At 65.8% G+C, this 24723-nt stretch carries 24 protein-coding genes and 1 pseudogene; 14 read left to right on the top strand and 11 right to left on the bottom strand.

From position 1 onward, the window contains the following. Positions 1–26 precede the first annotated feature (26 nt). Positions 27–506, top strand: a complete 480-nt coding sequence (gene soxR / locus BCO18175_RS10770; RefSeq protein ID WP_174970407.1) for a redox-sensitive transcriptional activator SoxR — start codon at positions 27–29, stop codon at positions 504–506. A 233-nt stretch (positions 507–739) separates the two neighbouring features. Here soxR and BCO18175_RS10775 read toward each other — a convergent pair whose 3' ends face one another. Then, on the bottom strand, positions 740–1393 hold the full coding sequence (locus BCO18175_RS10775; protein WP_174980617.1) for a TetR/AcrR family transcriptional regulator: 654 nt from the start codon (positions 1391–1393) through the stop codon (positions 740–742). Positions 1394–1542: 149 nt separating this feature from the next. On the opposite strand from BCO18175_RS10775, the gene BCO18175_RS10780 reads away from it, so the two are divergent. Together BCO18175_RS10780 and BCO18175_RS10785 are read left to right on the top strand one after the other, a co-directional pair. Continuing rightward, positions 1543–2835: an NAD(P)/FAD-dependent oxidoreductase gene (locus BCO18175_RS10780; protein ID WP_174980618.1), complete on the top strand. Its 1293-nt coding sequence runs from the start codon at positions 1543–1545 to the stop codon at positions 2833–2835. Positions 2836–2879: 44 nt separating this feature from the next. After that, a complete protein-coding gene (locus BCO18175_RS10785) occupies positions 2880–3278 on the top strand; it encodes a DUF3331 domain-containing protein (protein WP_174980619.1) in 399 nt (132 codons plus the stop codon). Positions 3279–3307: 29 nt separating this feature from the next. On the opposite strand, the gene BCO18175_RS10790 is transcribed toward BCO18175_RS10785, so the two are convergent. Together BCO18175_RS10790 and ggt are read right to left on the bottom strand one after the other, a co-directional pair. Beyond that, a complete protein-coding gene (locus BCO18175_RS10790; protein ID WP_174980620.1) occupies positions 3308–4636 on the bottom strand; it encodes a dicarboxylate/amino acid:cation symporter in 1329 nt (442 codons plus the stop codon). Positions 4637–4857: 221 nt separating this feature from the next. After that, positions 4858–6609, bottom strand: a complete 1752-nt coding sequence (gene ggt, locus BCO18175_RS10795; RefSeq protein ID WP_174911881.1) for a gamma-glutamyltransferase — start codon at positions 6607–6609, stop codon at positions 4858–4860. 363 nt (positions 6610–6972) lie between these two features. Between ggt and BCO18175_RS10800 the strand changes: the two genes are divergently transcribed. Next, positions 6973–7851: a MurR/RpiR family transcriptional regulator gene (locus BCO18175_RS10800; protein WP_174980621.1), complete on the top strand. Its 879-nt coding sequence runs from the start codon at positions 6973–6975 to the stop codon at positions 7849–7851. A 27-nt stretch (positions 7852–7878) separates the two neighbouring features. Here the strand turns inward: BCO18175_RS10800 and BCO18175_RS10805 are convergent, their stop codons facing one another. From BCO18175_RS10805 to BCO18175_RS10815, 3 genes are all read right to left on the bottom strand, one after another. Beyond that, positions 7879–9225, bottom strand: a complete 1347-nt coding sequence (locus tag BCO18175_RS10805) for an ABC transporter ATP-binding protein (protein ID WP_174980622.1) — start codon at positions 9223–9225, stop codon at positions 7879–7881. 11 nt (positions 9226–9236) lie between these two features. Then, a complete protein-coding gene (locus BCO18175_RS10810; protein ID WP_174980623.1) occupies positions 9237–10988 on the bottom strand; it encodes an ABC transporter permease in 1752 nt (583 codons plus the stop codon). 81 nt (positions 10989–11069) lie between these two features. Then, positions 11070–12659: an inorganic phosphate transporter gene (locus BCO18175_RS10815; RefSeq protein ID WP_174980624.1), complete on the bottom strand. Its 1590-nt coding sequence runs from the start codon at positions 12657–12659 to the stop codon at positions 11070–11072. Positions 12660–12914: 255 nt separating this feature from the next. On the opposite strand from BCO18175_RS10815, the gene BCO18175_RS10820 reads away from it, so the two are divergent. The 4 genes from BCO18175_RS10820 (at position 12915) to BCO18175_RS10835 (ending at position 16125) form a co-directional block, all read left to right on the top strand. Next, a complete protein-coding gene (locus tag BCO18175_RS10820) occupies positions 12915–13859 on the top strand; it encodes a metallophosphoesterase family protein (protein ID WP_174970391.1) in 945 nt (314 codons plus the stop codon). A gap of 25 nt (positions 13860–13884) precedes the next feature. After that, positions 13885–14217 carry a cupredoxin domain-containing protein gene (locus tag BCO18175_RS10825; RefSeq protein WP_174980625.1) on the top strand — a complete coding sequence of 111 codons (333 nt, stop codon included), beginning with the start codon at positions 13885–13887 and terminating at the stop codon, positions 14215–14217. Positions 14218–14309: 92 nt separating this feature from the next. Next, a complete protein-coding gene (locus tag BCO18175_RS10830) occupies positions 14310–14771 on the top strand; it encodes a cupin domain-containing protein (RefSeq protein ID WP_174980626.1) in 462 nt (153 codons plus the stop codon). A 214-nt stretch (positions 14772–14985) separates the two neighbouring features. Further along, entirely contained in the window at positions 14986–16125 is a 1140-nt protein-coding gene (locus BCO18175_RS10835) for a patatin-like phospholipase family protein (RefSeq protein ID WP_174980627.1), read from the top strand. Between the two features lie 277 nt (positions 16126–16402). On the opposite strand, the pseudogene BCO18175_RS10840 reads toward BCO18175_RS10835, so the two are convergent. Next, positions 16403–17368, bottom strand: a pseudogene (locus BCO18175_RS10840) (D-2-hydroxyacid dehydrogenase family protein); the annotation flags it as partial. 128 nt (positions 17369–17496) lie between these two features. Next, positions 17497–18666 (bottom strand): alpha/beta hydrolase, encoded by a 1170-nt coding sequence (locus BCO18175_RS10845; RefSeq protein ID WP_174980629.1) that lies wholly within the window; start codon positions 18664–18666, stop codon positions 17497–17499. A 383-nt stretch (positions 18667–19049) separates the two neighbouring features. Here BCO18175_RS10845 and BCO18175_RS10850 point away from each other — a divergent pair, with 383 nt between their 5' ends. Beyond that, complete coding sequence (locus BCO18175_RS10850; RefSeq protein WP_254599159.1) at positions 19050–19349, top strand: hypothetical protein; 300 nt, start codon at positions 19050–19052, stop codon at positions 19347–19349. A gap of 267 nt (positions 19350–19616) precedes the next feature. Here BCO18175_RS10850 and BCO18175_RS10855 read toward each other — a convergent pair whose 3' ends face one another. Continuing rightward, positions 19617–20297, bottom strand: a complete 681-nt coding sequence (locus BCO18175_RS10855; RefSeq protein WP_174980630.1) for an HAD family hydrolase — start codon at positions 20295–20297, stop codon at positions 19617–19619. Between the two features lie 83 nt (positions 20298–20380). Next, the gene (locus BCO18175_RS10860; protein ID WP_254608038.1) at positions 20381–20692 is read right to left on the bottom strand and encodes a winged helix-turn-helix transcriptional regulator; all 312 of its coding nucleotides are present in this window, start codon (positions 20690–20692) and stop codon (positions 20381–20383) included. A gap of 251 nt (positions 20693–20943) precedes the next feature. Between BCO18175_RS10860 and BCO18175_RS10865 the strand changes: the two genes are divergently transcribed. The 4 genes from BCO18175_RS10865 to BCO18175_RS10880 all read left to right on the top strand — a co-directional run bounded on the left by BCO18175_RS10865 (position 20944) and on the right by BCO18175_RS10880 (position 23431). Beyond that, complete coding sequence (locus BCO18175_RS10865) at positions 20944–21471, top strand: carboxymuconolactone decarboxylase family protein (protein ID WP_254608039.1); 528 nt, start codon at positions 20944–20946, stop codon at positions 21469–21471. After that, positions 21468–21791 carry a YdhR family protein gene (locus BCO18175_RS10870; RefSeq protein ID WP_174980633.1) on the top strand — a complete coding sequence of 108 codons (324 nt, stop codon included), beginning with the start codon at positions 21468–21470 and terminating at the stop codon, positions 21789–21791. Before BCO18175_RS10865 ends, BCO18175_RS10870 begins: the two co-directional genes overlap by 4 nt. Positions 21792–21978: 187 nt before the next feature. Then, positions 21979–22287 (top strand): ArsR/SmtB family transcription factor, encoded by a 309-nt coding sequence (locus BCO18175_RS10875; RefSeq protein ID WP_011354559.1) that lies wholly within the window; start codon positions 21979–21981, stop codon positions 22285–22287. An 82-nt stretch (positions 22288–22369) separates the two neighbouring features. Then, a complete protein-coding gene (locus BCO18175_RS10880; RefSeq protein ID WP_174980634.1) occupies positions 22370–23431 on the top strand; it encodes an alkene reductase in 1062 nt (353 codons plus the stop codon). Between the two features lie 18 nt (positions 23432–23449). Here the strand turns inward: BCO18175_RS10880 and BCO18175_RS10885 are convergent, their stop codons facing one another. Next, complete coding sequence (locus tag BCO18175_RS10885; protein WP_174980635.1) at positions 23450–23977, bottom strand: GNAT family N-acetyltransferase; 528 nt, start codon at positions 23975–23977, stop codon at positions 23450–23452. 87 nt (positions 23978–24064) lie between these two features. Between BCO18175_RS10885 and BCO18175_RS10890 the strand changes: the two genes are divergently transcribed. Further along, positions 24065–24676 (top strand): LysE family translocator, encoded by a 612-nt coding sequence (locus tag BCO18175_RS10890; RefSeq protein WP_174980636.1) that lies wholly within the window; start codon positions 24065–24067, stop codon positions 24674–24676. Positions 24677–24723 lie beyond the last annotated feature (47 nt).

Below are 24723 nucleotides of genomic sequence, written 5' to 3' on the forward strand. Positions count from 1 at the left end.
AAGTCAAGTTTTCCCGGAGGGGCAACATGGGTATCCAGGAAATCCCGCAATGGCCGCTGATGTCGATTCGCGAAGTGGCCGCGCGCAGTGGCGTGCCGGCGTCGACACTGCGGTTCTACGAGACGCGCGGGCTCATCAAGTCGCATCGTAACGGCTCGAGCCATCGCCACTATTCGCGCGCGGTGCTGCGGCTGATCGCGTTCATCGTGTTCGCGCAGAAGATCGGCTATACGCTCGACGAGATCGCCGAGCAGCTCGTCAGCCTCCCCGAGGACACCGCGCCGAGCAACAAGGACTGGCAGCGGCTGTCGCGCGGCTGGAAGCAGCGCGTCGCGAGCCGGATCGAGGAGTTGCAGCGCCTTTACATCAACCTCGACGAATGCATCGGCTGCGGCTGCCTGTCGCTGAAGCGCTGCAAGCTGACGAACCCGGAAGACCGCGCGGGCCGTAACGGGCCCGGCGCGCGGCGCTGGCTCGGCGACAAGCCGCCCGCGGATATCGAATGACCGGCAGGCCGGGCGTGGCGCGCCCGGCCGCGCCGGTTCGTGCCGATGCAGCCGCAAGGCATTACGTTTTGCGAATTTAAGGATGCGGGCAGCCCGCTCGCGTACGAACTGGCGATCGCGTACCGAGCGCCATCGCCGCGCTCATCGATGCGTTGCGCGAGACCGCGCGAAGCGCGGTGCGCGAAATGAGGCTGGTGCCGGCGACGTGACCGCGCGCATCGCGCGCGCAGTGCTCAGCCGCCGACGACGTTGAACGCGACGTCCACCACGGCCTTCCGGAACGCGTCCTGCTGCGTGGGCAGCGACGTGTACTCCAGCATCATGTGGCTGTACGACACCGTCGTGCCGATCGCGCTCGCAAACATGAAGAACAGCACGGTCGGATCGACCGGGCGGATCACGCCGGCCTCGACGCCGTCCGACAACAGCGGAAACAGCACGTCGTAATACGGGCGCACGATCCGCTCCTGCAGCCGGTCGAGCCGCCCGCCCACTTCGGTCGCCGCCGTCGAGAAGAACATGCCCATGTCGGGCTCGTTGAACTCGTGCTCGACACACAGCTCGATCGCGCGCAGCACGCGGTCGCGATGCGACAGCGGCGACGTGCGCAACGCGCGCAGCGCGTCGAACATCGGCTCGGCCAGCTCGGCGATCTGCTCGACAACCGCCAGCCACAACGTTTCCTTCGTACCGAAATGGTGCGCGATCAGTGCCGCGTCGACCCCCAGCTCGCGCGCGACTTCGCGCACGCTCGTTGCGTCGTAGCCACGCTTCGCGAACGTGCGACGCGCGGCCCGCAATATCACGTCCGGCCCCACGGACGCCCCGGCCAGCGGCCGCCCTCGCATACGCCGCTTGGCCGGCGCGCGCTCAGTGACTTCAGTCACGTCTTCCTGCTCTCCTTGAATGATTCGAATACGCCCGTTCCGGCCCCGCTTTAGCGGCACCGAAAAACGGGTGACCTGCCCCGCTCCGTTGACACGCGAAGCCGGGAAGCGCTAGGATCATACCTTATTCATCACGTGATGATTTATCCATGACAACCCTTACACGCATCGTCATCATCGGCGGAGGGATCGCCGGACTTCAGCTCGCCACCCGCCTGGGCGAGCGCCTCGGCAAGTCGGGCCGCGCACAGGTCACCGTCGTCGACCGCAGCCCGACCCACATCTGGAAGCCGATGCTGCACACCATCGCAGCCGGTACGCGCGACGTGCAGCAACAGCAGGTGATCTTCCTCGCCCATGCTCGCGACCACGGCTACGCGTACCAGCCCGGCGAACTGAAGGGGCTCGATCGCGCACGCCGCCGCGTGCGGCTCGGCGAGATCCGCTCGCAGGACGGCGAACTGGTGCTCGAGGCACGCGAACTCGAATACGACGTGCTGATCCTCGCGCTCGGCAGTCAGGCCAACGATTTCGGCGTGCCGGGCGTGCGCGAGCACTGCTATTTCATCGACAGCCAGCAGCAGGCCGAGACCTTCAACGAAGCGTTGCGGATGCGTGTATTTCGCAGCATCGCGCGCGACGAGCCGTTCCGCGTCGCGATCGTCGGCGCAGGCGCGACCGGCGTGGAACTCGCGGCGGAGCTGAGCCGCCTGCTGGAAGTGGCGCAGGCGTACGGCGACGCAACGGTGCGCGAGCGGCTGCAGCTCACGTTGCTCGAAAGCGGCCCGCGCATCCTCGCCGCGTTCCCGCCGCGGATTTCCGCGTCGGCGCAGCGGCGGCTCGAACAGATCGGCTTTCACGTGCTGACGTCGACCCGCGTCACGTCCGCCGACGCGAACGGCTTCCACTACGGCGACGGTTCATTTGCGGAAGCGGACCTGATGGTCTGGGCGGCCGGCGTGAAGGCACCCGATTTCATGCAGGCGCTCGACGGGCTCGACACGAATCGCGCGAACCAGATCGTCGTCGGGCCGACGCTGCAGGCAACGGGCGACGAGCACATATTCGCGATCGGTGATTGCGCAAGCCTCTTGCCCGACGGCCAGGAACGGCCGCTGCCGCCCACCGCGCAAGTCGCGACGCAGCAGGCCGAGCATCTCGCGAAGCACCTGCCCGCGTGGCTCGACGGCACGCCGATTCCGCCGTTCGCGTTCCACGATTTCGGCGCGCTCGTGTCGATCAGCGACTACGACGCGTTCGGCACGCTCGGGCAGTTCGGGTTCTTTCGCGGCGGCTTCATCCAGGGGCGTTTCGCGCAGTTCAGCCACCTGATGCTCTACCGGCGGCACCAGCAGGCGCTGCACGGCTTCTCCAAGGCGACCCTGCTGTGGATCGCCGAACGGATCAACGGCTGCGTGCAGCCGCGCATCCGCCTGTCGTGATGCCGCGTGCGGCGGTGTCGCGTAACGTTTCGAGGAAAACTGACATGAACAACCGTTTGGCACCCTGGCTCATGACCGTCGCCGCGATCAGCAGTTTCGACATGCCTTCCGTCTCGTGGGGCATGCCGCGGCGGCGCAGCGTCACGCGCGATCGCCTGCCGTCGTGGGATGCGACGAGCAAGCCGTCGATCAGCGTGCTCGAGCGGCCCACGGCCGACACCGTGATGATTTCATGGCGCGACGCATGCACCGGGCACTACGGTTATCAGAAGTGGCGGCTGTTCACCACGCGCAAGCGCGGCGTGTGCGCGCTGTCGGGGCAGCCGATCGAGATCGGCGACAGTGTCTTTGCACCGCAATTGCTCGGCTCGACGCCGGGCAACGCCGCCGCGATGGTGCTGGCCGCGTGCATCGACGCGGCCCGCCCCGCCGAGGCGGCCTGAAAGCCCGGGATTCGACCCGGGATTCCGCTTCAGGCAGTGGTGACGCGATCCGCATCGCGGACCGCCTCGTTCATGCGTGCTTCGGCTTCCGCATCCAGCCGCGCCGCATTCGCTTCGGCTTCCGCTTCCGGCATCAGCTCGCCTTCCCATTTCGCGACCACCGCGCTGGCGATCGAGTTGCCCACTGCGTTCGTGGCCGAACGGCCCATGTCGAGGAACGTATCGACGCCGAGAATCAGCAGCAGCCCGGCTTCCGGGATGTTGAACTGGTGCAGCGTCGCGGCGATCACGACGAGCGACGCACGCGGCACGCCGGCCATGCCTTTCGACGTCAGCATCAGGATCAAGAGCATCGTCACCTGCGTGCCGAGCGACAGATGAATGCCGTACGCCTGCGCGATGAACAGCGACGCGAACGTGCAGTACATCATCGAGCCGTCGAGGTTGAACGAATAGCCCATCGGCATCACGAAGCTCGAGATCTTGCGGCGCACGCCGAAACGGTCGAGCGCATCGAGGATCTTCGGATACGCGGCTTCCGAGCTCGCGGTCGCGAACGACAGCATGAACGCTTCCTTGATCAGCACCAGCAGCTTGAACACGCGGCGGCCGAGGAACAGCAGCCCGGCAGCGACGAGCGTGCCCCACAGCAGGAACAGGCTCAGGTAGAAGTCGCCCATGAACACCGCGAACTTCAGCAGGATCGACAGGCCGTTGATCGCGACGGTCGACGCCATCGCCGCCAGCACCGCGAGCGGCGCGAGCTTCATCACGTAGCCGGTAATCTTCAGCATCACGTGCGCGAGTTGGTCGATCGCCGCGACGAGAATCTTGCCGCGTTCGCCAAGCGACGCGAGCGCGACGCCGAAGAACATCGAGAACACGACGATCTGCAGGATCTCGTTGTTCGCCATCGCCTCGGCGATCGATTTCGGCACCATGTGGCCGACGAAATCCTTCAGCGTGAACTTGGACGTCGCCAGATGCGCGGACGCGCCGATATCCGGCAGCGGCAAGCCGAGGTTCTCGCCCGGACGCAGCAGGTTCGCCATCAGCAGGCCGAGCAGCAGCGAGATCAGCGACGCGGTGACGAACCAGCCGAGCGCCTTCACGAACACGCGGCCCACCGACGACGCGTCGCCCATGTGCGCGATGCCGACGACCAGCGTCGAGAACACCAGCGGGCCGATCACCATCTTGATCAGCCGCAGGAACACGTCGGACACCAGCGAGATGTAGCCGGCGATCTCCGCCGCGGACTGCTTGTCCGGCAACTGCGTAAAGATCATGTAGCCGATCAGGATACCGGCCGCCATCGCGAGCAGGATCCAGCCTGCTGCTGACATTCGTTTGTTCATAACGGAATCCAAAGCACGGGAAGAAGTTGACGGATGAAAGGCACGCGTCCCGTGCCATTCCAGGGAGCGCGCGTGGCGAGCCGGACGTGCCCGGTGTGTCGGGCACGGGCGCCGGCGCCGGTCGGGCTCGCGGATGCCCGCGAACCGACGTGCTGCCGCCCGCAACGGCATTCGCACGGGGGCGAATGCCGGCGGCAGCGATTCAGCATGATGCGATCAGGTCAGTAACCGATTGCCGATCCGGCCGGACGGCGCGGGTCGTTGTAGCCGTAGATGAAGCCGACACGCACGTTGCCGGACACGGACGAATCGTTCCCGGAACTCTGGCGGCTCGCCGCTTCGGTGCCCGGCAGGCCGACCATGATCAGCTCGGCGGCGCCCCACGGCGTCTGCTCGACCATCTTGTAGCCCATGTTGCGCAGGATCGCGAGCGTGTCGGGCGACAGGCCGTAGGTTTCGTAATAGACCTCGTCGGGCAGCCACTGGTGGTGGATGCGCGGCGCGGTGACCGCGTCCTGCGGCGTCATCCCGTAGTCGATCACGTTCAGCACCGTCTGCAGCGTGATCGTGATGATGCGCGAGCCGCCCGGCGAACCGACCACCATGAACACCTTGCCGTCCTTCTTCACGATGGTCGGCGCCATCGACGACAGCGGACGCTTGCCCGGCGCGATCGAATTGCGCGTGCCCTGCACGAGACCGAACAGGTTCTGCGCGCCGACCTTCACGGTGAAGTCGTCCATCTCGTCGTTCAGGAAGAAGCCCGTGCCCGGCGCGATGACCACGGCACCGAAGCGGCCGTTGACCGTGTAGGTCGTCGATACCGCGTTGCCGTCCTTGTCGATGATCGAATAGTGGGTCGTCTCCGGCTTCTCGTGCACGCCGACACCCGGCTGCACGTCGACCGACGGCGTTGCCGTATCCGAATGGATGCTCTTGCGGATCTGCGCCGCGTATTCCTTGCTCGTCAGCTTCGCGACCGGGTTGTCGATGAAGTTCGGGTCGCCCAGCAGCGTGTTGCGATCTTCGTATGCGTGCCGCATCGCTTCGGTCATGTAGTGAACCGCCGCGGCCGAATGGTAGCCAAGCTTGCGCATGTCGTACCCTTCGAGAATGTTCAGCGTCTCGCACATCGTCACGCCACCCGAGCTCGGCGGCGGCGCCGACACGAACTCGTAGCCGCGATACGAACACGTCAGCGGCGCCATGTCCTGCGCGCGGTACGACGCGAAATCAGCCGCCGTGATCAGGCCGCCGCCGCGCTTCGCCGCAGCCTCGACGATCTTCGGGATCTCGCCGTGATAGAACGCGTCGGGCCCCTGCTCCGCGATGCGCTCGAGCGTGCGGGCCAGGTCCTTCTGCACCAGACGGTCGCCCGGCTGCAGCGGCGTGCCGTCCGGCCGCAGGAAGATGCGTGCCGCATCCGGATCCTTCTTGAAGCGGTCGATCGTCGTGTCGAGGATGTCCGTATCGCCACGCGTCAGCACGAAGCCGTCGCGCGCGAGCCGGATCGCCGGCGCCATCACCTGCTTGCGCGTCAGCTTGCCGTACTTGCGCTGCGCGAGGTCGAGGCCGGCGACCGTGCCCGGCACGCCGACCGCACGATAGCCGTACAGACTGTCGTCGGGAATGACGTTGCCCTTCGCATCGAGATACATGTTCGCGGAAGCCGCAGCCGGCGCGGTTTCGCGGAAATTGATGAAGCGGTCGCGGCCGTCGGCCAGGTGCACGGTCATGAAGCCGCCGCCGCCGATGTTGCCGCAGCACGGGTTGGTCACGGCCTGCGCGTAGCCGACCGCCACTGCCGCGTCCACCGCGTTGCCGCCTTCCTTCAGGATGTCGACGCCGATCTGCGACGCGAAGTGCTGCGACGAAACAACCATGCCGTTCTTCGCTTCGACCGCAGGGTCCGAAGCGGCGAACGCGCACACGCTCATGGCTGACAACAGGGTGAGTACTACGAGCCGCCTCATGACGGGATCCTCCAGACAAAAAAACCGTTGCATGCCGGAACGCGACGCCGCATCGACACGTGTCGGCGCGTCAATCGAAACATGTAATGAACAATACATCCCAGCGAGGCCGCGATCATATCACTCGCTTTTTTGCGCCAAAACCTAGGGTTATCACTGAATAAAGAACGAATATTCGCTGAACCTGTCGTTTATCAATGTTTGTTTTATTACAATGATGAATGAGCCGGCCTTCGTAGTGATGCGTCCCTCTAATTTCGGAGCGTGCACGGCCCGCCGCACATCGATCGGCTAACATGCGTGGAGTCGCCGGCAGACACCCGTCCGCCGTTTGTCATTCGGATCAGAGAGCTGGAGTGCCCGATGGGGACGAGCATCAGGGCGTTGCTGTTATCCCAGATGGATAGCTTCACGCCGTCGGAACAGAAGGTCGCGCAGGCGTTGCTGGACCGCTACCCGAGCCTCGGGCTCGGGCCGATTGCGAGCTTTGCCAAACAGGCTGAAGTCAGCGATCCGACCGTGTTTCGCTTTGTCGTCCGGATCGGCTTTCCGAATTACTCGTCGTTCCAGCAGGCGCTGTACGGCGAAATCGACACGGCGATGAATTCGCCGCTCGCCCGGATGGATGCGTTCCACTCGGCCGGGGGCATGCGCGACAGTCACGCGGCGATTTTCCAGCGGCTGTCCGAGTCGCTGGCCACCACGATCGAAGGGCTCGATGCGGCAGCGTTCGACGCTGCAGTGGCGTTGCTGGCCAATCCGGATGTGCGTGTCTTTTGCGGCGGCGGGCGTTACACCGCGCCGCTCGCGTCGCTGTTTTCGTTCACGCTCGCGTACGCGCGGCCACACGTTCAGCATGTCGAACCGAATGTGAACCTCGCGTCGATCGCGCTGGCGGACATGGGGCCCGGAGATGTGCTCGTCATTTTCGATTTCCGCCGTTATCAGCGGGACAGCATCCGGTTCGCGCAGGCCGCGCACAGGCTCGGTACGCGCGTGCTGCTGATCACGGACGAATGGCACTCGCCGATCGGCGAGTTTGCCGAGATCGTGCTGCGTATCCGCGGGCAGCCGTTCGCGATGCTGCAAACCAACGTGCCCGCGCTCGCGCTCGCCGAAGCGCTCGTGATCGGTGTGACGAACCAGTTGCCGGAGATGGCAAGGCAGCGGATGGAGAAGATCGAGCATCTCAACACGGGCGGCATCGAACAGGACACCAACCAGCGCGATTTGCCCGAATGACGATGACTCGCCATTCGGGCACGAGCTTCAGCTCTCGACATCCTCGAGGCTGAACACCTCGGTCTTGTCGTTATACGAGAACACTTCGCCGTAACGGCCCCAGTCGATCACCGCATCAAGCGTTTCCTCGGCCGCTTCGTCCGACAGGAAATCCTCCAGCTCCTGCTCGAAGCGCACACGCGGCGCCCGATGGCCCGGGCGCTCGTTCAGCACTTTCCGGATCCGCGCGGCAAGCGGCACGTGCTTCAGCAGGTGATCCGCGAACATCAGCTTGCGTTCCTGCGTGCCGAATTCCGCGAACACGCGCGCAGGCGGCGTGAGGAACACGTCGCCTTCCCGCACGTCCGCGAAACCGAGGTACTGCAGCACTTCGGCGATCGGGAACAATTCGTCGACCTCGAGGTGCAGCGTACGCGCGATTTCCGGCATGTCCGCACGACCGTGGTACGGCGCCATCGCGAGCGTCTCGATCAGGCCGGCCATCAGGTTGGTCGACACGCGCGGCATCCAGCTGCCGAGCTCCAGCCCCTTCTTCGTCGCCTCGTTGGTCTGGCGCGCGGTCATCTTCGCGTAGATGTCGTCGACGAGCTTGCGGAAATCGGTGTCGAGCCGGTTGCGCGGATGCTTGAACGGCACCTTGATCTCGGCGATCACGCGGCCCGGGTTCGACGACAGCACGAGGATCCGGTCGCACATGAACACGGCTTCCTCGATGTTGTGCGTGACGATCAGCACCGACTTGATCGGCATCCGGCCTTGCGTCCACAGGTCGAGCAGGTCGGTACGCAGCGTCTCGGCCGTCAGCACGTCGAGCGCGGAGAACGGCTCGTCCATCAGCAGGATCGTCGGGTCGACGACGAGCGCGCGCGCAAAGCCCACGCGCTGGCGCATGCCGCCCGACAGCTCGCGCGGGTACGCATTCTCGAAGCCGTCGAGACCGATCAGGTCGATCGCGGCCAGCGCACGCTCACGCCGCTCGCGCGCGCCGACGCCGAGCGCTTCGAGGCCGGCTTCCACGTTCTGCAGCACGGTGAGCCACGGGAACAGCGCGAAGGTCTGGAACACCATCGCGACGCCTTCGGCCGGGCCGCGCAGCGGCTGGCCGAGATAGGTCACTTCACCGCCGGTCGGCTCGATCAGCCCGGCGATGATGCGCAGCAGCGTCGACTTGCCCGAGCCGGAACGGCCGAGCAGCCCGACGATCTCGCCTTCGCGCAGCGACAGGTTCGCATCGTCGAGCACGAGCAGTTCGCCCTGCGACTTGCTGAAGCCGCGGTTCACGTGCTCGACGCGCAGGATTTCGTCGCCGAGGCGCGGCGGCTGCAGCGGCTGGGACGTCTTGACGGGGGCGTTGATAACGTTCGAATTTTGCATCGCGCTTACTCTCAATCGAGACGGAGCCGGGATTCCGCATAGGCGTACATCGGACGCCACAGCAGACGGTTGAACAGGGTAACGAACAGGGACATCACGGCGATGCCCAGGATGATCTTCGGAAAATCGCCGGCGGCGGTGGTCTGCGCGATATAGGCACCGAGGCCGTGCGCGACGACCTTCGTGTCGCCCCACTGCACGAACTCGGACACGATGCTCGCGTTCCACGCGCCGCCCGAGGCAGTAATGGCACCCGTCACGTAGTACGGGAAGATGCCGGGCAGGATCGCCTGCCGCCACCACTGCCAGCCGCGGATGCGGAAATTCTTCGTCGCTTCCTTGTAGTCGTTCGGATAGGACATCGCGCCGGCGATCACGTTGAACAGGATGTACCACTGCGTACCGAGCACGATCAGCGGCGACAGCCAGATGTCCGCATTCAGGTGGAAGTGGACGATCACGATCACGAACACCGGGAACAGCAGGTTCGCCGGGAACGCGGCGAGAAACTGCGCGAGCGGCTGGATCTTCTCGGCCAGCGCCGGGCGCAGCCCGATCAGCACGCCGAGCGGCACCCAGATCACCGACGCGATCGCGATCAGCACCAGCACGCGCAGCAGCGTGATGAGCCCGAGCACGAGCACATGCCCGACCTCGCCCATCGTCACGCCGGTCGCGACGAACGTGACGACGCGCCACACGACGTACACCGTCAGCAGGATCACGAACGCGCCCCACACGATGTCGCCGATGCGCGACGCGCCGCGCGACGACGCACCGCGCGCACGCACGCCCTTCATCGACGGAAAGCGCAGCGGGATCCGCGCGGCCTGCGACAGCAGCCAGCCGGCCGGCACGAGCAGCTGATGGATCAGGTCCGTGCGGCGCATCATGTCGAGCAGCCAGGATTGCGGCGCATCGCCGGACGCGGTGTTCTCCATCCGGAACTTGTCGGCCCACGCGACGAGCGGGCGGAACAGGAACTGGTCATAGGCGAGGATCACGACCGACATCGCGACGATCACCCAGCCGACCGCGCCGAGGTTCTTGTCGGAGATCGCCTGCGCGAGATACGCGCCGATGCCCGGCAGCGTGATGGTCTGGTTGCCCACCGTGATCGCTTCCGATGCGACGACGAAGAACCAGCCGCCCGACATCGACATCATCATGTTCCAGATCAGGCCCGGCATCGAGAACGGCACATCGAGCTTCCAGAAGCGTTGCCACGGCGTCAGGTGAAAGCCGCGCGACACTTCGCTCAGGTCGCGCGGCACCGTGCGCAGCGACTGGTAGAAGCTGAACGTCATGTTCCACGCCTGGCTCGTGAAGATCGCGAAGATCGCGGCCAGCTCCGCACCGAGCACGCGGCCCGGAAACAGCGCGAGGAAGAACGTGACGGTAAACGAGATGTAGCCGAGCACCGGCACCGACTGCAGGATGTCGAGGATCGGAATCAACACCATGCCCGCGCGGCGGCTCTTGGCCGCGAGCGTGCCGTAGACGAGCGTGAACACGAGCGACGCGATCATCGCGGCGAGCATCCGCAGCGTGGTGCGCAACGCGTATTCGGGCAGGTTCGACGGATCGAGCGAAATCTTCTGCGTCTGCAGCACGCCGATCGGCGCCATGGTCTGATGGAAGCCGACGATCGCCATCGCGAGCAGGCAGATGATCAGCGGAAACGCGACGGCATCCCAGCGGTTGGGCAGCACGCGCCACGCCGAAGCGTTCGCGGTGCGGTTCGGATCGAAACTGATATCCATCGGTAGCGTCTTGTGTTGAATTGAAAATCGATGGGACCGGCCGCGCGTCGCACGGCCGGACGTCGCGCCCCCCGGCGCGGGTCAGAACAGTCCGTGCAGCACCCAGTACAGCCCGGCCGACAGTGCGATCGACGCGGGCAGCGTCAGCACCCACGCGAGCACGAGGTTGCGCACCGTATCCCAGCGCAGGCCCGAGCCGCTCGCCGTCATCGTGCCGGCCACGCCCGACGCGAGCACGTGCGTCGTCGACACCGGCAGCCCGTATGCGTCGGCCATCCCGATCGTCAGCATCGCGACGGCCTCGGCCGATGCGCCCTGCCCGTACGTGAGATGCGACTTGCCGATCTTCTCGCCGACCGTCACGACGATCCGCTTCCACCCGACCATCGTGCCGAGGCCGAGCGCGATCGCAACCGCGACCTTCACCCACGTCGGGATGAATTTCGTCGCGCGGTCCATCTGCTTCTTGAACGCTTCGAGCGCGCTCGCGTCCTCGACCGAGAACGCCGGCGCCTTCGCCTTCTCCATCAGCCGGATCGCCTCGGACGCGACGTACATGTTGTTGCGCACGTTGTCGACGAGGTTCTGCGGCACGCTCGAGATGCCGCCGGCCTGCGCGACCTGGTCGGCGATCGTGTCGGTGAGCTTGCCCAGCGCGGGAATCGTCGCGGGCGTCAGCTTGTGCGTGCGCACGTACGTCTCGACGTCGGCGCGCGGGTCGGCCGACTGCGCGGCCGGGTCCGCATACTTGACGAGCGTCGTCGACGCATGGCGCGCCACCGCGACGAACGTGCTCGTCTGGTCGGGCGTCACGGCCTTGTTCAGCGCGTACGCGGTCGGCATCACGCCGATCAGGATCAGCATGATCAGCCCCATGCCCTTCTGCCCGTCGTTCGAGCCGTGCGCGAACGACACGCCCGTGCACGTGAGGATCAGCAGCAGGCGGATCCAGAACGGCGGCGGCTTGTTGCCCTTCGGCTCCTGGTACAGCGCCGGCACGCGCACGAGCGCCTTCAACAGCAACAGCACGAGCGCGGACAGCACGAAGCCGATCAGCGGCGAGAACAGCAGCGCCTTGCCGACACCGAGTGCCTGGTTCCAGTCGACGCCACTCGTGCCCGACGGGCCGTTGACGATCTGGTTCATCAGGCCGACGCCGATGATCGAGCCCACGAGCGTGTGCGAACTCGACGACGGCAGCCCGAAATACCAGGTCGCGAGGTTCCACGTGACGGCCGCGATCAGCAGCGAGAACACCATCGCGAAGCCGGAGCCGCTGCCCACCTGCAGGATCAGCTCGACCGGCAGCAACTGCAGGATGCCGAACGCGACGGCGCCGCTCGACACGAGCACGCCGAACAGGTTCCAGAGGCCCGACCAGACGACGGCGAGGTGCGGGTCGAGCGAATGCGTATAGATGACGGTCGCGACCGCGTTCGCGGTGTCGTGGAAGCCGTTGACGAATTCGAAGCCGAGCGCGATCAGCAGCGCGACGATCAGCAGCAGGAACGGGAGGACCGAGCTTTCCTTGACGGGACTGAGGTCGGCGCTGAGATGAATGCCGACATAGACGATGCCGCAGGCAATGATCAGAAAAAACAGCGCGAGGCTGATGTTGCGCGTGCGGTTGCTGACCGCACCGCTGGTTTCCGTTGCCGCGAGATTCGGCATGAAGGGGCTCCGGAGAGGTGACTCGGAGTGGCAGGCTATCGACCGGTCGTGACGCAAATGTGACGTGTCACTTACAGGACATTGACAAGTCATCTGTCAGGAACCGTACATCGCCGCGCAAGCCGCAAACACGGGCGTTCGACCTTGTAACGTGCGGGAATAAATCCGCCACTTGGCCGGTATGGCACGCGAAGGCGCCGGTTTATTCCAGGACGATCCGGCCGTCCGGTTCCGTCATACGAATGCGAGGCTCACATGTCTTCATCGACCCCCACCAACCCGTCGCGCCGCAAGGCGCTGCAGTGCATGGCCTTCGGCGGCCTCGGCACGCTGTTTACGCTGTCGGGCGGCGTCCTGACGCCGTTCGACCTCGCGCTCGCGCAGACCGGCGACGCGCTCCCGGCCAACGCGGGCCGCCCGCTGTTCGTGCAGATCAGCGACACGCACATCGGCTTCAACAAGGATGCGAATCCCGACGTGTCGGCCACGCTGAAGCAGACGATCGATCTCGTCAACGGCATGCCGGCCATGCCCGCGCTGGCCATCCATACCGGCGACATCACGCACCTGTCCAAGCCCGAGGAGTTCGACCACGCGTCGCAGCTGCTCTCCGCGCTGCGCGTGCCGGAACTGCATACGGTGCCCGGCGAGCACGACGTCACCGACGGTTCGGGCGCCGAATATTTCGGCCGGTTCGGCAAGGCGTCGGACAACCGCGGGTATTACAGCTTCGATCACGCGGGCGTGCACTTCATCGGCCTCGTCAACGTGATGCACTTCAAGCCGAACGGGCTCGGCAGCTTCGGCGACGACCAGCTCGCGTGGCTCGCGCAGGATCTCAAGGGCCGCTCGTCGAGCACGCCGATCGTCGTGTTCTCGCACATGCCGATGTGGACCATCTACGAACCATGGGGCTGGGGCACCGGCGACGCGCCGCAGACGATGGCGCTGCTGCGCCGCTTCGGCTCGGTCACCGTGCTGAACGGGCACATCCACCAGATCGTGTCGAAGGTCGAGGGCAACGTGACGTTCCACACCGCACGCTCCACCGCGTTCCCGCAGCCGACGGCCGGCAACGGCCCGGGCCCCGTGCCGCTCACCGTGCCGCGCGACCGGCTGCCGTCGATGCTCGGCGTGACGACCGTCGAATTCGCCGGCCATCCCGTCACGTCGTCGCTGCACGATGCGACGCTGGCCTGACGCACCGAACCACAAGGAGACCGACATGACCCGCTTCAAGCAATCCCGCCTCATCGCGGCGCTGATCCTGTGCGCCACCGCCCCGCTCGCCGCATTCGCGCAGGGCCCCGAAGGCTCGCTCGTGACGATCCGCAATTTCATGTTTTCGCCGATGTCGACGACGATCAAGGCCGGCACGACGATCACGTGGAAGAACCTCGACGCGGAACCGCACACCGTCGTCAACGACGCCGGCATCTTTCATTCGAAGGCGCTCGACCAGGACGAGACGTACTCGTTCCGCTTCGACAAGCCGGGCGTCTACAAGGTGTTCTGCGGGATTCACCCGTACATGAAGGAGACCATCACGGTCGAATGACGCGGCGCATCACGACACACGCGGACGAATGGCGGGCGGCGGCGCCTACAATGCCCCCATCCCATTCGCCCGCGTGGCTGACGGAGCCGCCCATGCCCAGGATCGACCTCAGCACCGTGCCCGAACGCCGCGGCAGCGGCTATCCGCGGCCGTTCGACGCGCCGTGCGCGCAACGCATCCGCCAGCGCGTCGGCGACGCCGGCGGGCTGCGCGATTTTGGCGTCAACCTGATGCGCGTGCCGCCGGGCGGCTGGTCGAGCCAGCGCCACTGGCATTCCGACGAAGACGAATTCGTCTACGTGCTCGAAGGCGAACTCGTGATGATCGAGGACGGCGGCGAAACCGTGCTGCGCGCCGGCGACTGTGCGGCGTTTCCGAAAGGCTCGGGCAACGGCCATCACCTGATCAACCGGTCGGATGCGGTCGCCGTCTATCTTGAAGTCGGCTCGCGCTCGCCGGACGACGTGATCACCTGCCCGGACATCGACATGATGAGCCCGAGCCGCGACGGCCGGTTCCTGCACAAGGACGGTACGCCTTACCCGGACGCGTGACGCCGGCTGCTCACGTCTGCGGATGCCCGGCCAGGAACGGCGCGCTCTGCCGTGCACACGCGCACCGCCGTGAACACCCTTGAGGGTCGGAAGCGACCGGCATGAAAGCAAACGCAGCCGCCCGTTGCATTGCGGGCGGCCCCCCGCCGCCGATCGCCTAAACTGAATCGATCCGTTCTGATCCGACCCACCGTCACACGCAGCGAGGCAAGCCATGACCGCGAGCCAGCCGGCACGCATGGACCTCCCCGGGCAAGTGGTGCTCGTGCTCCAGGGCGGCGGCGCACTGGGCGCGTTCCAGCTCGGCGTCTTTCAGGCGCTGGACGAAGCCGGTATTCAACCCGACTGGGTGATCGGGACGTCGATCGGCGCGATCAACGCGGCGCTGATCGCCGGGAACCCGCCGGCGCTACGCTACGAGAAGCTGTCGGCATTCTGGCGCCGCGTGACCGAACGCACCCGTTTCGACACCGCGCCGCTGCTGCCCGGCTGGGACCGGACGCTGGCCGAACTGATGATCATCGGCGGCGGCATCGCGGGATTCTTCCAGCCCAACCCGGCATCGTGGCTCGGGCCGATGGTCCGCCTCGGCGTCGATCGCGCGTCGTATTACCGGATCGCGCCGCTGCGCGACACGCTCACGTCGCTGATCGATCCCGACCTGCTGAACGCGGGCCACCCGCGCCTGACCGTCAGCGCGGTCAATGCGTGCACAGGCACGATGCGCTATTTCGATTCGCGCGACACGCGGCTCGGGATCGAGCACATCATGAGTTCGGGCGCGCTGCCGCCCGCGTTCCCGGCGATACGGATCGACGGCGAACCGTACTGGGATGGCGGCGTGTATTCGAACACGCCGGTCGAGGTCGTGCTCGACGACAACCCGCGCCGCAGCTCGATCATCTTCTCCGTCCAGATGTGGAATCCGGCCGGCCCCGAACCCGAGAGCATCTGGCAGGTGTCGGAGCGGCAGAAGGACATCCAGTACGCAAGCCGCACCGACAGCCACATCGCGCGCCAGCAGCAGATTCACCGGCTGCGCCACGTGATCCGCGAACTGGCCCGGCACGTGCCGGAAGCCGAACGCGCGTCGCCGGCCGTGCGCCGGCTCGCCGCATGGGGATGCGAAACCACGATGCACCTGGTCAAGCTCGCGGCACCACGACTCGTCGGCGACAATCAGCTGAAGGACATCGATTTCACGCCGGACGGCATCGCAGCCCGCCGGCAGGCCGGCTACGACGCGGCGCAACGGGCCATCGCGGCACGTCCGTGGGACCTGCCGACGGACCCGACGGAAGGCCTGACGGTGTTCGATCCGGACGCAGCGCCGGCCGCCGAAAAAACAGCATGACGCGCGGGTGACTCCACGGCGCGCCGACCGCCCGGCGCGGTCAGGCGCGCGCGGCCCGGAAATGCGCGCGACCGGCTTCACTCACTTCGACTTCCGCCACGCCGCCCGGAGCATGGTGCCGGACCACGTAGCCGCGCGCGCAGGCTTCCTCCCACACCGGCAGGCGCGGGCATGACGTGCGCCACGCATCGATCACCTCGTCATAAGGGCGCCGGGCGGGCCCGATCCATTCGAGCAGATCGAGGATCAGCGGCTCGATCGACGCCGTTTCACGCACGAGCACATCCGGGTTGACCACGTGAATCGGCTGCCCGGCCGCATAGGACACGATCTGGTCGAACACATCCGCGAACTGCGTCTCGTATTCGTCCTCGGTCACGTAGCCGATATGCGGCGTACACACGACATTCGGCAAACGCAGCAGCGGATGCCGCGGGTCGCGCAACGGCTCGGTCTCGTAGACATCCACCGCCGCCATCCCGGGCCGGCCGGCCTGCAACGCCGCTTCGAGCACGCCCGGTGCGACAAGACCCGCGCGGCTCGTGTTCACCAGCAGCGCGCCGGGCTTCATCCGGCCCAGATCCTCGGCGGTCACGATGCCGCGCGTGGCCGGCACGAGCCGCATGTGCAGCGAAAGCACGTCGCAGGTTTCGAAGAAGGTGCGCTTGTCCGGCGCCGTATTCCACCCGTCGTCGCGCGCACGCTGCAGCGATGCTTCGCGCGCCCAGACCAGCACGTTCATCCCGAACGCGGCGCCGTACCGGGCGACCTCCGCACCGATCCGGCCATAGCCGTAAATCCCCAGCGTGCGCCCGCGCAGCGTCCGCCCGACCCCGATCTGCCAGTTGCCCGCCTGCAGCGCGCGCATCTGCTGCGGAATCCGGCGCATCGCGGCGAGCACGAGGCCCCAGGTGAGCTCGGCGGCCGCGTAAGAAGGCGTGCCGGCATGCTGGTTCGACGACACAATCACGCCGTGCGCGGTGCATGCGTCGATGTCGATGTGCGGATAGACGCTGCGCTGGCTGATCAATCGCAGCTTCGGCAGCCGCGCGATCAGCGGTGCGCGAATCTGCGTGCGCTCGCGGATCAGCACCAGCACTTCCGTGTCGCGCAGGCGCTCGGCCAGCGCGTCGACGTCCTGCACGTGATCGTTCCAGATCGTGACCGCATGCCCGTCCAGCTTGCGAAAGCACGGCAGCGTGCGCAGCGTGTCGAAATAATCGTCGAGGATCGTGATGTTCATGGGGAGCGCTCCTGGCAACGCCGTCATCCTGAACCGGAAGCGCTTCGCACGGAAATGAATTTATCTTGCCGATTCCTGCATTTTTCTGATCGACCGATTTTTGCCATGCGCGGGCCTCGCACGCACGCTCACTGCGCTGCCGAGCGCATGTCCGGCGCCGTACCGGCAACGACCGGACACGATTGCGGCATTGCCTGCCCGAACAGCACGGCCAGCCCGCAAGCGGACGTGAACATGCCGAGACCGTCATGCCCGACACCCGGCACTTCGACGACCTGCTGCGCGAGATCGTCAGGATGCCGCTTCTTCAGGTAATCGAAATAGGCGAGCCCGCGTGCGAGCCGGTACGGGCCTTGCGCCATCGCCGCGCACGAACGGTCGATGAAATGCGTGTACGGATTCGTATCGGCCTGCCCGAGCAGGTACACGACGTGGCGCGCAACGTAACGCGTTTCGAGATCGCGCCCATCCTGCGACGCAACGTAAGGCGGCGCGGACTCCAGGCCGTACTTCCATTGCGTCGCCCGCGGGCAGGTGCCGCCGGCGATCGCGTCGGCATTCGGCCGTTCATCGTCGAAATACAGGTAGCTCGACGGATTCGCGACCACATAGCGCACCGCGATGCCGGCCCGCACCAGCGCATCGCCTTCGTGTCCGGCCACCGCATAGCGCTGCAGCAACTGCGCGCCGGCGGAATGGCCGATCACGACCACGGTCGACAACGCGGGATACAGGCTGCGGTCGGCGAAATGCGCCAGCAATGCGTCGAGCGCGGTGAACGAACTGATCGGCCCCGGCTGACGGGCCGCGTCGCCGCCCTTCCATCCCTCCTGCGTCCACGCCAGCGTCTGCGCGGGCAACGAAAACGCGCGCGTATCGGCGCGTGTCAGGAACTGCGGCGCGACGACCATCGTGCCCTTGCCGGCAGCGCCGGCCTTCTCGACGACCTTGAGTCCCGATGCGTAGTACGCGTCGGCATTGCGCAGCGTGCCGTGAATCACGATGAACACGCGTGTGACGTCGGGCACGGCCTGGTCGAGCGGACGATCGGCGTAGACGGGCAGCGCCGCGCTGCCCTGCGGCGTGTCGACGGTCAAGCGCTGGTCGGCGACGGCCTTGACCGGTGCGTCGAGGCGTGCGCGCTGCGCGGGCGTGGCGGCTTCGGCCGGACGCGCACCGCCCGGCACGCCGAGCACGGCGCTGGCTGCCGCGAGCGAAACAGCATATGACAGCGCTCGGGCGGCCGGCAGCACGCGCGAGAACCGGAGGCTTGCGAAGGCGACGGAAATGAGTGACATGGCGGCGGATCGAGTAGCAGGTATGACTTTAACGGCGATGGTCGCAGAATCCGTCGCGCGCTGCCGGACTGTTGCGGGAAGCTGGCCAGTCGGCCGGTTCTGCGCCGAGTTCGGCCTCCCGCCCATCCCCGGCATCAGCGTGCGTCGATCGCCTGGATGCCCGGCCAACGACCGAATGCCAACGTTACGCAACAGCGCTCTCGTTCAATTACAAATTCGGCACATTTAAAATAAAAATCAGAATAAATTATTTACACCCAATCAAATTTCAAAAATCCATCACATACAATACAACCGCCGATCCAGATAATTAATTAAAATCTTGATCTGCATCCCGTTTCAATTATCGATATTGTTTCAACAATAGATAAGGAGAAGCGATCATGGCTCAAGTTACGCTTTGGGGCAGTGTGCAGGGCAACGGCACGGTCGTGGATGGCTCGGGCGGATTCACGGTGAAACGTGAAAGCACGGGGACGTATCAGCTCTCGTTCAGCACCGCATTCACCAAGACGCCGGCGGCTACCGGGTCGCAATGGGGATACGGCGGCGGGCAGAACACGCTGGACAACGTGATCTTCCCGGCGCTTTCCGGCAGCGGGGCCACGATTCAAACCGGCGACTCATATGGAAAATACAGCGACCGGAATTTCAGTTTCGTCATTATCGGCACGATCAGCTGATACTCGATCGAATCTGCATTCATTCTGAAAACCGGGATTTCATGAAAATACCACTTCTTAAATCCTGAGCGAAATGCAGCCGCCATCGGTTCGTCAGCTCGACGAACCCGGGATGCCGGGATGAAGCCCGCGAATTCGTCATTTCGCGGACACCGATTCCCGGCGTCCGTCCTCGGACCCGCCAGCCGCCGGTGGGCCGATTGCACTGCGCTGGAAGCGGATCGTCAGGATCATCGACATCCCGACGATCGACAGGCTGGGTGCACGTCAGCCCGATGCTTCTGACGGATCGCGCTGCATCCGTTGCACGATCGCGTCCAGTTCGCCGATGTGCGTGGCCACCGCCTGCTTGCCCGCCTGCGCCCATCCGTCGAACGACGTCATCCCGCTCACTGCGCCGACGAACGCCATGCCGGCACGCTCGGCCGCCTGCGCATCCACCGCATGATCGCCGACGTAGATCGCCGAGTGAGCCGGCAGGCCAAGTCGCGCCAGTGCCTGCACGAGCCCTTCCGGATCCGGCTTGTGACGCTGCACGTCTTCCCCGCCGATCAGCACGTCGACGAGCGACTGCAAACCGTTGCGCTCGAGAATCGCCTCGATCCGGTAACGAAACTTCGACGACACGATCGCGACGGCGAGCCCTTGCTCTCGCAACCGGGCAAGCAGCGGCGGGACTTCGGGATAGATACGGGTGCCGGGCACCATGATCTCGTCGGCGCGCGCCACGAAGAGACGCGCGAACGCGTCGGCCCGCGCCGGCTCGGTTTCACCCGCCAGCAAGCGAAACATCTCGTGCAGCGGCAGCCCGATCACGGCACCGATCTGCGCCGGCGTCGCGCCGGCGGCATCCAGCTGATGCAATGCGTATTCCGTGCATTCGATGATCGCGGCGGACGAATCCGCCAGCGTCAGATCGAAATCGAAGATGACGGCCCGAACAGACATGAAAGGACTCCGCAAACAAAAATGGCGCGCGCACGATGCGCGAACCGGCATGACGTTGCGATGCGCACTGGCGTGTCGATCGATCAGCGTTCCTGACCGGATTGCTCGCGATCGGCCGCGTCGAACCCGTCCGGGTCGCGCTTCGCCCATTGTTTCGCCCACCCCAGCAACGGCTGCAGTGCCGCCTCGAGCCGCCGGCCTTCGGCGGTCATGCAGTAGCCGCCCTCGCCATGCTCGACGAGGCCCGACGCCTTGAGCTCGGTCAGGCGCGTGTTGAGCAGGCGAGCGTTCGTTGCGCAGGCTTCCTGCAGTGCACGGAAAGTGAGCGGCTCGCCGCGCAGCTCCCACAGGATGCGCAGCGTGGTGCGGCGCCCGAGCAGGTCCAGCACGACCATGATGGGTCGCCCTGTCGTCGATCCGCGAACGCGCTGTCCGATTTTCGGTGTGGTCATGCTTTACTTTTTAAAGCAATCGCCAGGCAGAGTCAATCGCTTGAATCGAGCCCCGCCTCTGCTTTACTTTTTAAAGCACGACGCCTACGCTTCCACGCATGCATCCTCTCAGGCACGGGGTTCACATGACTCAGCGCATTGCATCCGCATCACCGCCGTTCGCACCCGACATCGCCGCGTCGATCGACCGGATCATGCGGGGCCGCCCGCCGTTGCGCCTCTTCACCACGCTGGCGCGCGACGCGCGCCTGTTCACGAAGTTCTTCGCCGCTGGCCTGCTGGACAAAGGCCATCTCGACATCCGGCAACGCGAGATCGTCATCGACCGCACCACCGTGCTTTGCGGGTCCGAATACGAATGGGGTGTGCATGTCACCGTGTTTTCGGCGGCCGCCGGGTTGACCAGCGAGCAGATTCGCTCGCTGGCCCACGGCTCGGCCGACGACGCATGCTGGAGCGAGGAGGACCGGTTGCTGATCCGGCTGTGCGACACGCTGCATCGGCATTGCGACATCGACGACGACCTGTGGCACGCGCTGCGCCCGCATTTCAGCGACGAGGCGCTGCTCGAATTGCTGATGCTCGCGGGCTTCTATCGAACAGTGAGTTATCTCGCGAATGCACTGCGTCTGCCGCTTGAAGCTCATGCTGCGCGGTTTCCGACACCCCCGTCGGCGTGTGCGTTTCATTCCCGTGATTTGCCAACGGAGGATCGACCGTGATCACCGAAATCGTCTTCTTCAAGCTACAACCCGACGTCGATGTCACCATGCTGAAAGCCCGCTATGAAAGCACCGCGTCGAAGTGGGCGCAAAACCCGGATCTGCTGCACAAGTGGTATTTCTACGACGCGGCAACGCACGAAGGCGGCGGCGTGTACGTGTGGCGCACGCGTGAAGCCGCCGCGCGCTGGCACGGCGACGAATACAAGGCGATGGTCGAGCGGGTGTACGGCTTTCCGCCGGTGATACGCGTGCTCGATACGGTCGCGCATGTCGATGCGACGCAGGGGCGGTACGAGATCCTCGGCCTGCCCGACTAAGGGCCAGATCTCGCCGTTGCGGGGCGACACGCTCCTCACCCTCTGCATTCGCCACGATCTATCCCCGTCATCGCGTTTCGCTATCAACCCCATTGCCAACAATGCTTTCAAACATATCGTCAAGTTCCGATATAAGATTCGCCCATCGACGATACTTCGTTGCCTGACCGAAACGCCTACCCCATCCATGCCGACCGAACTCGACATCGACGCGATCCTGAAAGCGCTCTCGAACCCCGTGCGCCGGGAAATCCTCAACTGGCTGAAAACGCCGGGCGAGCATTTCCCGAACCAGACGCTGCCGTATGAACACGGCGTCTGCGCGGGCCAGATCGACGCGCGCTGCGGGCTGTCGCAATCGACTGTCTCTGCCCACCTCGCGACACTGCAGCGCGCGGGGCTCGTGACGTCGACGCGGATTGGCCAGTGGGCTTTCTTCCAGCGCAACGAGGCCGTCATCGACGCATTTCACGACGCCCTGCGCCGCGAACTCTAGTCAACACGGCCGAACCGGCCATGCGGAGCGCTGTCGCCCATGACGCGACGGTTTCCCGCCTTTCGTGAAGAGGTTATTTGCCATGCCCACACTGTTCGATCCCGTCACCCTCGGCGACCTGACCCTGCCGAACCGCATCGTGATGGCGCCGCTCACCCGCTCCCGCGCGGGTGCGGCGCGCGTGCCGAACGCACTGATGGCCCGCTACTACGCCGAGCGCGCCACGGCCGGCCTGATCATTACCGAGGCAACGTCGGTCACGCCGCAGGGCGTCGGCTACGCGGATACCCCCGGTATCTGGTCCGACGAGCAGGTCGAAGGCTGGAAACAGGTGACGCAGGCCGTGCATACGGCCGGTGGGCGCATCGTGCTGCAACTCTGGCACGTCGGCCGGATCTCCGACCCGGTGTTCCTGAACGGCGACCTGCCGGTCGCGCCGAGCGCGATCGCCGCCGGCGGCCACGTGAGCCTCGTGCGTCCGCAGCGCCCGTACGTGACGCCGCGCGCACTCGAACTCGACGAAATCCCGGGCATCGTCGCCGCGTACCGCAAGGGTGCGGAGAACGCGAAGGCCGCCGGCTTCGACGGTGTCGAGATCCACGGCGCGAACGGCTACCTGCTCGACCAGTTCCTGCAGGACAGCACCAATCGCCGCACCGATGCGTACGGCGGCCCGGTCGAGAACCGCGCCCGCCTGCTGCTCGAAGTGGTCGACACGGCGATCGACGTGTGGGGCGCCGGCCGCGTCGGCGTGCACCTTGCACCGCGCGGCGACGCGCACACGATGGGCGATTCCGATCCGGCGGCAACGTTCGGCTATGTCGCGCGCGAACTCGGCCGCCGCAAGATCGCGTTCATCTTCACGCGTGAGTCGTATTCGGGCGACCACTTGAGCCCGCGCCTGAAGGAAGCGTTCGGCGGCCCGCTGATCGCGAACGAGCAGTTCACGCTCGACACCGCGCAGGCCACGCTCGCGAACGGCAGCGCCGACGCGATCGCATGGGGCAAGCTGTTCATCGCGAACCCCGACCTGCCGCGCCGCCTCGAACTCGACGCACCGCTCAACAAGCCGGTGCCGGAGACGTTCTACGCGGAAGGCGAGACGGGTTATACCGATTACCCGGCGCTGAGCGACGCGGCCTGACGGCCGGGCAGCGCGTGTTCAGCCGCGTACGTCCGTGCGCATGAACACGCGCTGCGTCTCGTCGAGCCCGAGCGCGACGTGGTGCGCGCGGATCGCACGCAGCGCGGCGTCGAGCGTCGCGTCGTCGACGATGCCGAAACCCAGGCGCGCGTAGTACGGCGCATTCCACGGCGCGTCGCGAAACGTCGACAGCACGACCTCCGCGATGCCCTCCTGCGCGGCGCGCGCTGCTACCTGTTCGATCAGGCGCGCGCCGATCCGCTGTCCCGCATGCGACGGCGCGACATCCAGTTCTTCCAGATACAGCCGCTGCGCATCGAGCAGCCGGTAAAACGCGAACCCGACGCACGTGCCTTGCGGATCGACCGCGACATACGCGCGACCGTCGTCGATACGCACGAGCACGGCAGCCGCATCGGTCGGCTCGGCTTCGGCAATGTGGGTCATGCCGATTTCGCGAAACCGCTGCGCGGCGGCGACTTCCACGGCGGCCATCGCGGCCGCGTCTTCCCGCGTGGCGGGACGGATCAGAATCGATGCAGTCATGACGGAAATTCAGGCAGGCAGTCTGGAACGGCCGTCACTATAATCGAAACTTCATACGTTTCGAACGCCCGACCCACGAGGTTCGTCATGACGTTGTCCGCGCTCGCCGTCTTCGCTGTCACCCTGCTCGTCACCGCCGGCACGCCCGGGCCGAGCGTCGCCGCGCTGGTTGCGCGCGTACTGACGAACGGCGTGCGCGACGTGCTGCCGTTCCTCGCCGCCATGTGGCTCGGCGAAGCGCTGTGGCTCACGCTCGCGGTCGCGGGGCTGTCCGCGTTCGCACGCACGTTCGAGACAGGCCTGATCGTGCTGAAGCTGCTCGGCGTCGCGTACCTGCTGTTCCTCGCATGGAAGATGTGGATCGCACCGACCGAGACCAGCGCCGACGACCTGCCGCGCGGCCAGTCGCCGTGGCGCATGTTCGTCGCGGGCATGCTGGTCACGCTCGGGAATCCGAAGATCATGGTGTTCTATCTCGCGCTGCTGCCGACCATCGTCGATCTCACGCACGTCGGTGTGACCGCGTGGGCCGAGCTGGTCGGCACGATGCTCGCCGTGCTGATCCTTGCCGACTGCTTCTGGTCGCTGCTTGCGTCACGCGCACGGGCATTCCTGACGTCGGCGCGCGCCAAGCGGATCGCCAACCGCACGAGCGCGACCGCGATGGCCGGTGCGGCGGTGGCGATCGCGACGCGGTAAGCGCCACTGTCCGGCGCACATCGCGCCGTGCCCCTCCGTTGCCCCCG

This window comes from Burkholderia lata (assembly GCF_902499335.1).
Taxonomy (GTDB): Bacteria; Pseudomonadota; Gammaproteobacteria; order Burkholderiales; family Burkholderiaceae; genus Burkholderia; species Burkholderia lata_B.

Excerpts from the sequence above, each read along its gene's own strand:
- BCO18175_RS10815 (WP_174980624.1), bottom strand. The coding sequence starts at position 12,659 with ATGCCGAATCTCGCGGCAACGGAAACCAGCGGTGCGGTCAGCAACCGC.
- BCO18175_RS10875 (WP_011354559.1), top strand. The coding sequence starts at position 21,979 with ATGCCGACCGAACTCGACATCGACGCGATCCTGAAAGCGCTCTCGAAC.
- BCO18175_RS10785 (WP_174980619.1), top strand. The coding sequence starts at position 2,880 with ATGAACAACCGTTTGGCACCCTGGCTCATGACCGTCGCCGCGATCAGC.
- BCO18175_RS10885 (WP_174980635.1), bottom strand. The coding sequence starts at position 23,977 with ATGACTGCATCGATTCTGATCCGTCCCGCCACGCGGGAAGACGCGGCC.
- BCO18175_RS10865 (WP_254608039.1), top strand. The coding sequence starts at position 20,944 with ATGCGGGGCCGCCCGCCGTTGCGCCTCTTCACCACGCTGGCGCGCGAC.
- BCO18175_RS10830 (WP_174980626.1), top strand. The coding sequence starts at position 14,310 with ATGCCCAGGATCGACCTCAGCACCGTGCCCGAACGCCGCGGCAGCGGC.
- BCO18175_RS10880 (WP_174980634.1), top strand. The coding sequence starts at position 22,370 with ATGCCCACACTGTTCGATCCCGTCACCCTCGGCGACCTGACCCTGCCG.
- BCO18175_RS10780 (WP_174980618.1), top strand. The coding sequence starts at position 1,543 with ATGACAACCCTTACACGCATCGTCATCATCGGCGGAGGGATCGCCGGA.
- BCO18175_RS10835 (WP_174980627.1), top strand. The coding sequence starts at position 14,986 with ATGACCGCGAGCCAGCCGGCACGCATGGACCTCCCCGGGCAAGTGGTG.
- BCO18175_RS10845 (WP_174980629.1), bottom strand. The coding sequence starts at position 18,666 with ATGTCACTCATTTCCGTCGCCTTCGCAAGCCTCCGGTTCTCGCGCGTG.
- BCO18175_RS10855 (WP_174980630.1), bottom strand. The coding sequence starts at position 20,297 with ATGTCTGTTCGGGCCGTCATCTTCGATTTCGATCTGACGCTGGCGGAT.
- BCO18175_RS10800 (WP_174980621.1), top strand. The coding sequence starts at position 6,973 with ATGGGGACGAGCATCAGGGCGTTGCTGTTATCCCAGATGGATAGCTTC.
- BCO18175_RS10890 (WP_174980636.1), top strand. The coding sequence starts at position 24,065 with ATGACGTTGTCCGCGCTCGCCGTCTTCGCTGTCACCCTGCTCGTCACC.
- BCO18175_RS10790 (WP_174980620.1), bottom strand. The coding sequence starts at position 4,636 with ATGAACAAACGAATGTCAGCAGCAGGCTGGATCCTGCTCGCGATGGCG.
- BCO18175_RS10860 (WP_254608038.1), bottom strand. The coding sequence starts at position 20,692 with ATGGTCGTGCTGGACCTGCTCGGGCGCCGCACCACGCTGCGCATCCTG.
- BCO18175_RS10810 (WP_174980623.1), bottom strand. The coding sequence starts at position 10,988 with ATGGATATCAGTTTCGATCCGAACCGCACCGCGAACGCTTCGGCGTGG.
- ggt (WP_174911881.1), bottom strand. The coding sequence starts at position 6,609 with ATGAGGCGGCTCGTAGTACTCACCCTGTTGTCAGCCATGAGCGTGTGC.
- BCO18175_RS10825 (WP_174980625.1), top strand. The coding sequence starts at position 13,885 with ATGACCCGCTTCAAGCAATCCCGCCTCATCGCGGCGCTGATCCTGTGC.
- BCO18175_RS10850 (WP_254599159.1), top strand. The coding sequence starts at position 19,050 with ATGGCTCAAGTTACGCTTTGGGGCAGTGTGCAGGGCAACGGCACGGTC.
- BCO18175_RS10820 (WP_174970391.1), top strand. The coding sequence starts at position 12,915 with ATGTCTTCATCGACCCCCACCAACCCGTCGCGCCGCAAGGCGCTGCAG.
- BCO18175_RS10805 (WP_174980622.1), bottom strand. The coding sequence starts at position 9,225 with ATGCAAAATTCGAACGTTATCAACGCCCCCGTCAAGACGTCCCAGCCG.
- soxR (WP_174970407.1), top strand. The coding sequence starts at position 27 with ATGGGTATCCAGGAAATCCCGCAATGGCCGCTGATGTCGATTCGCGAA.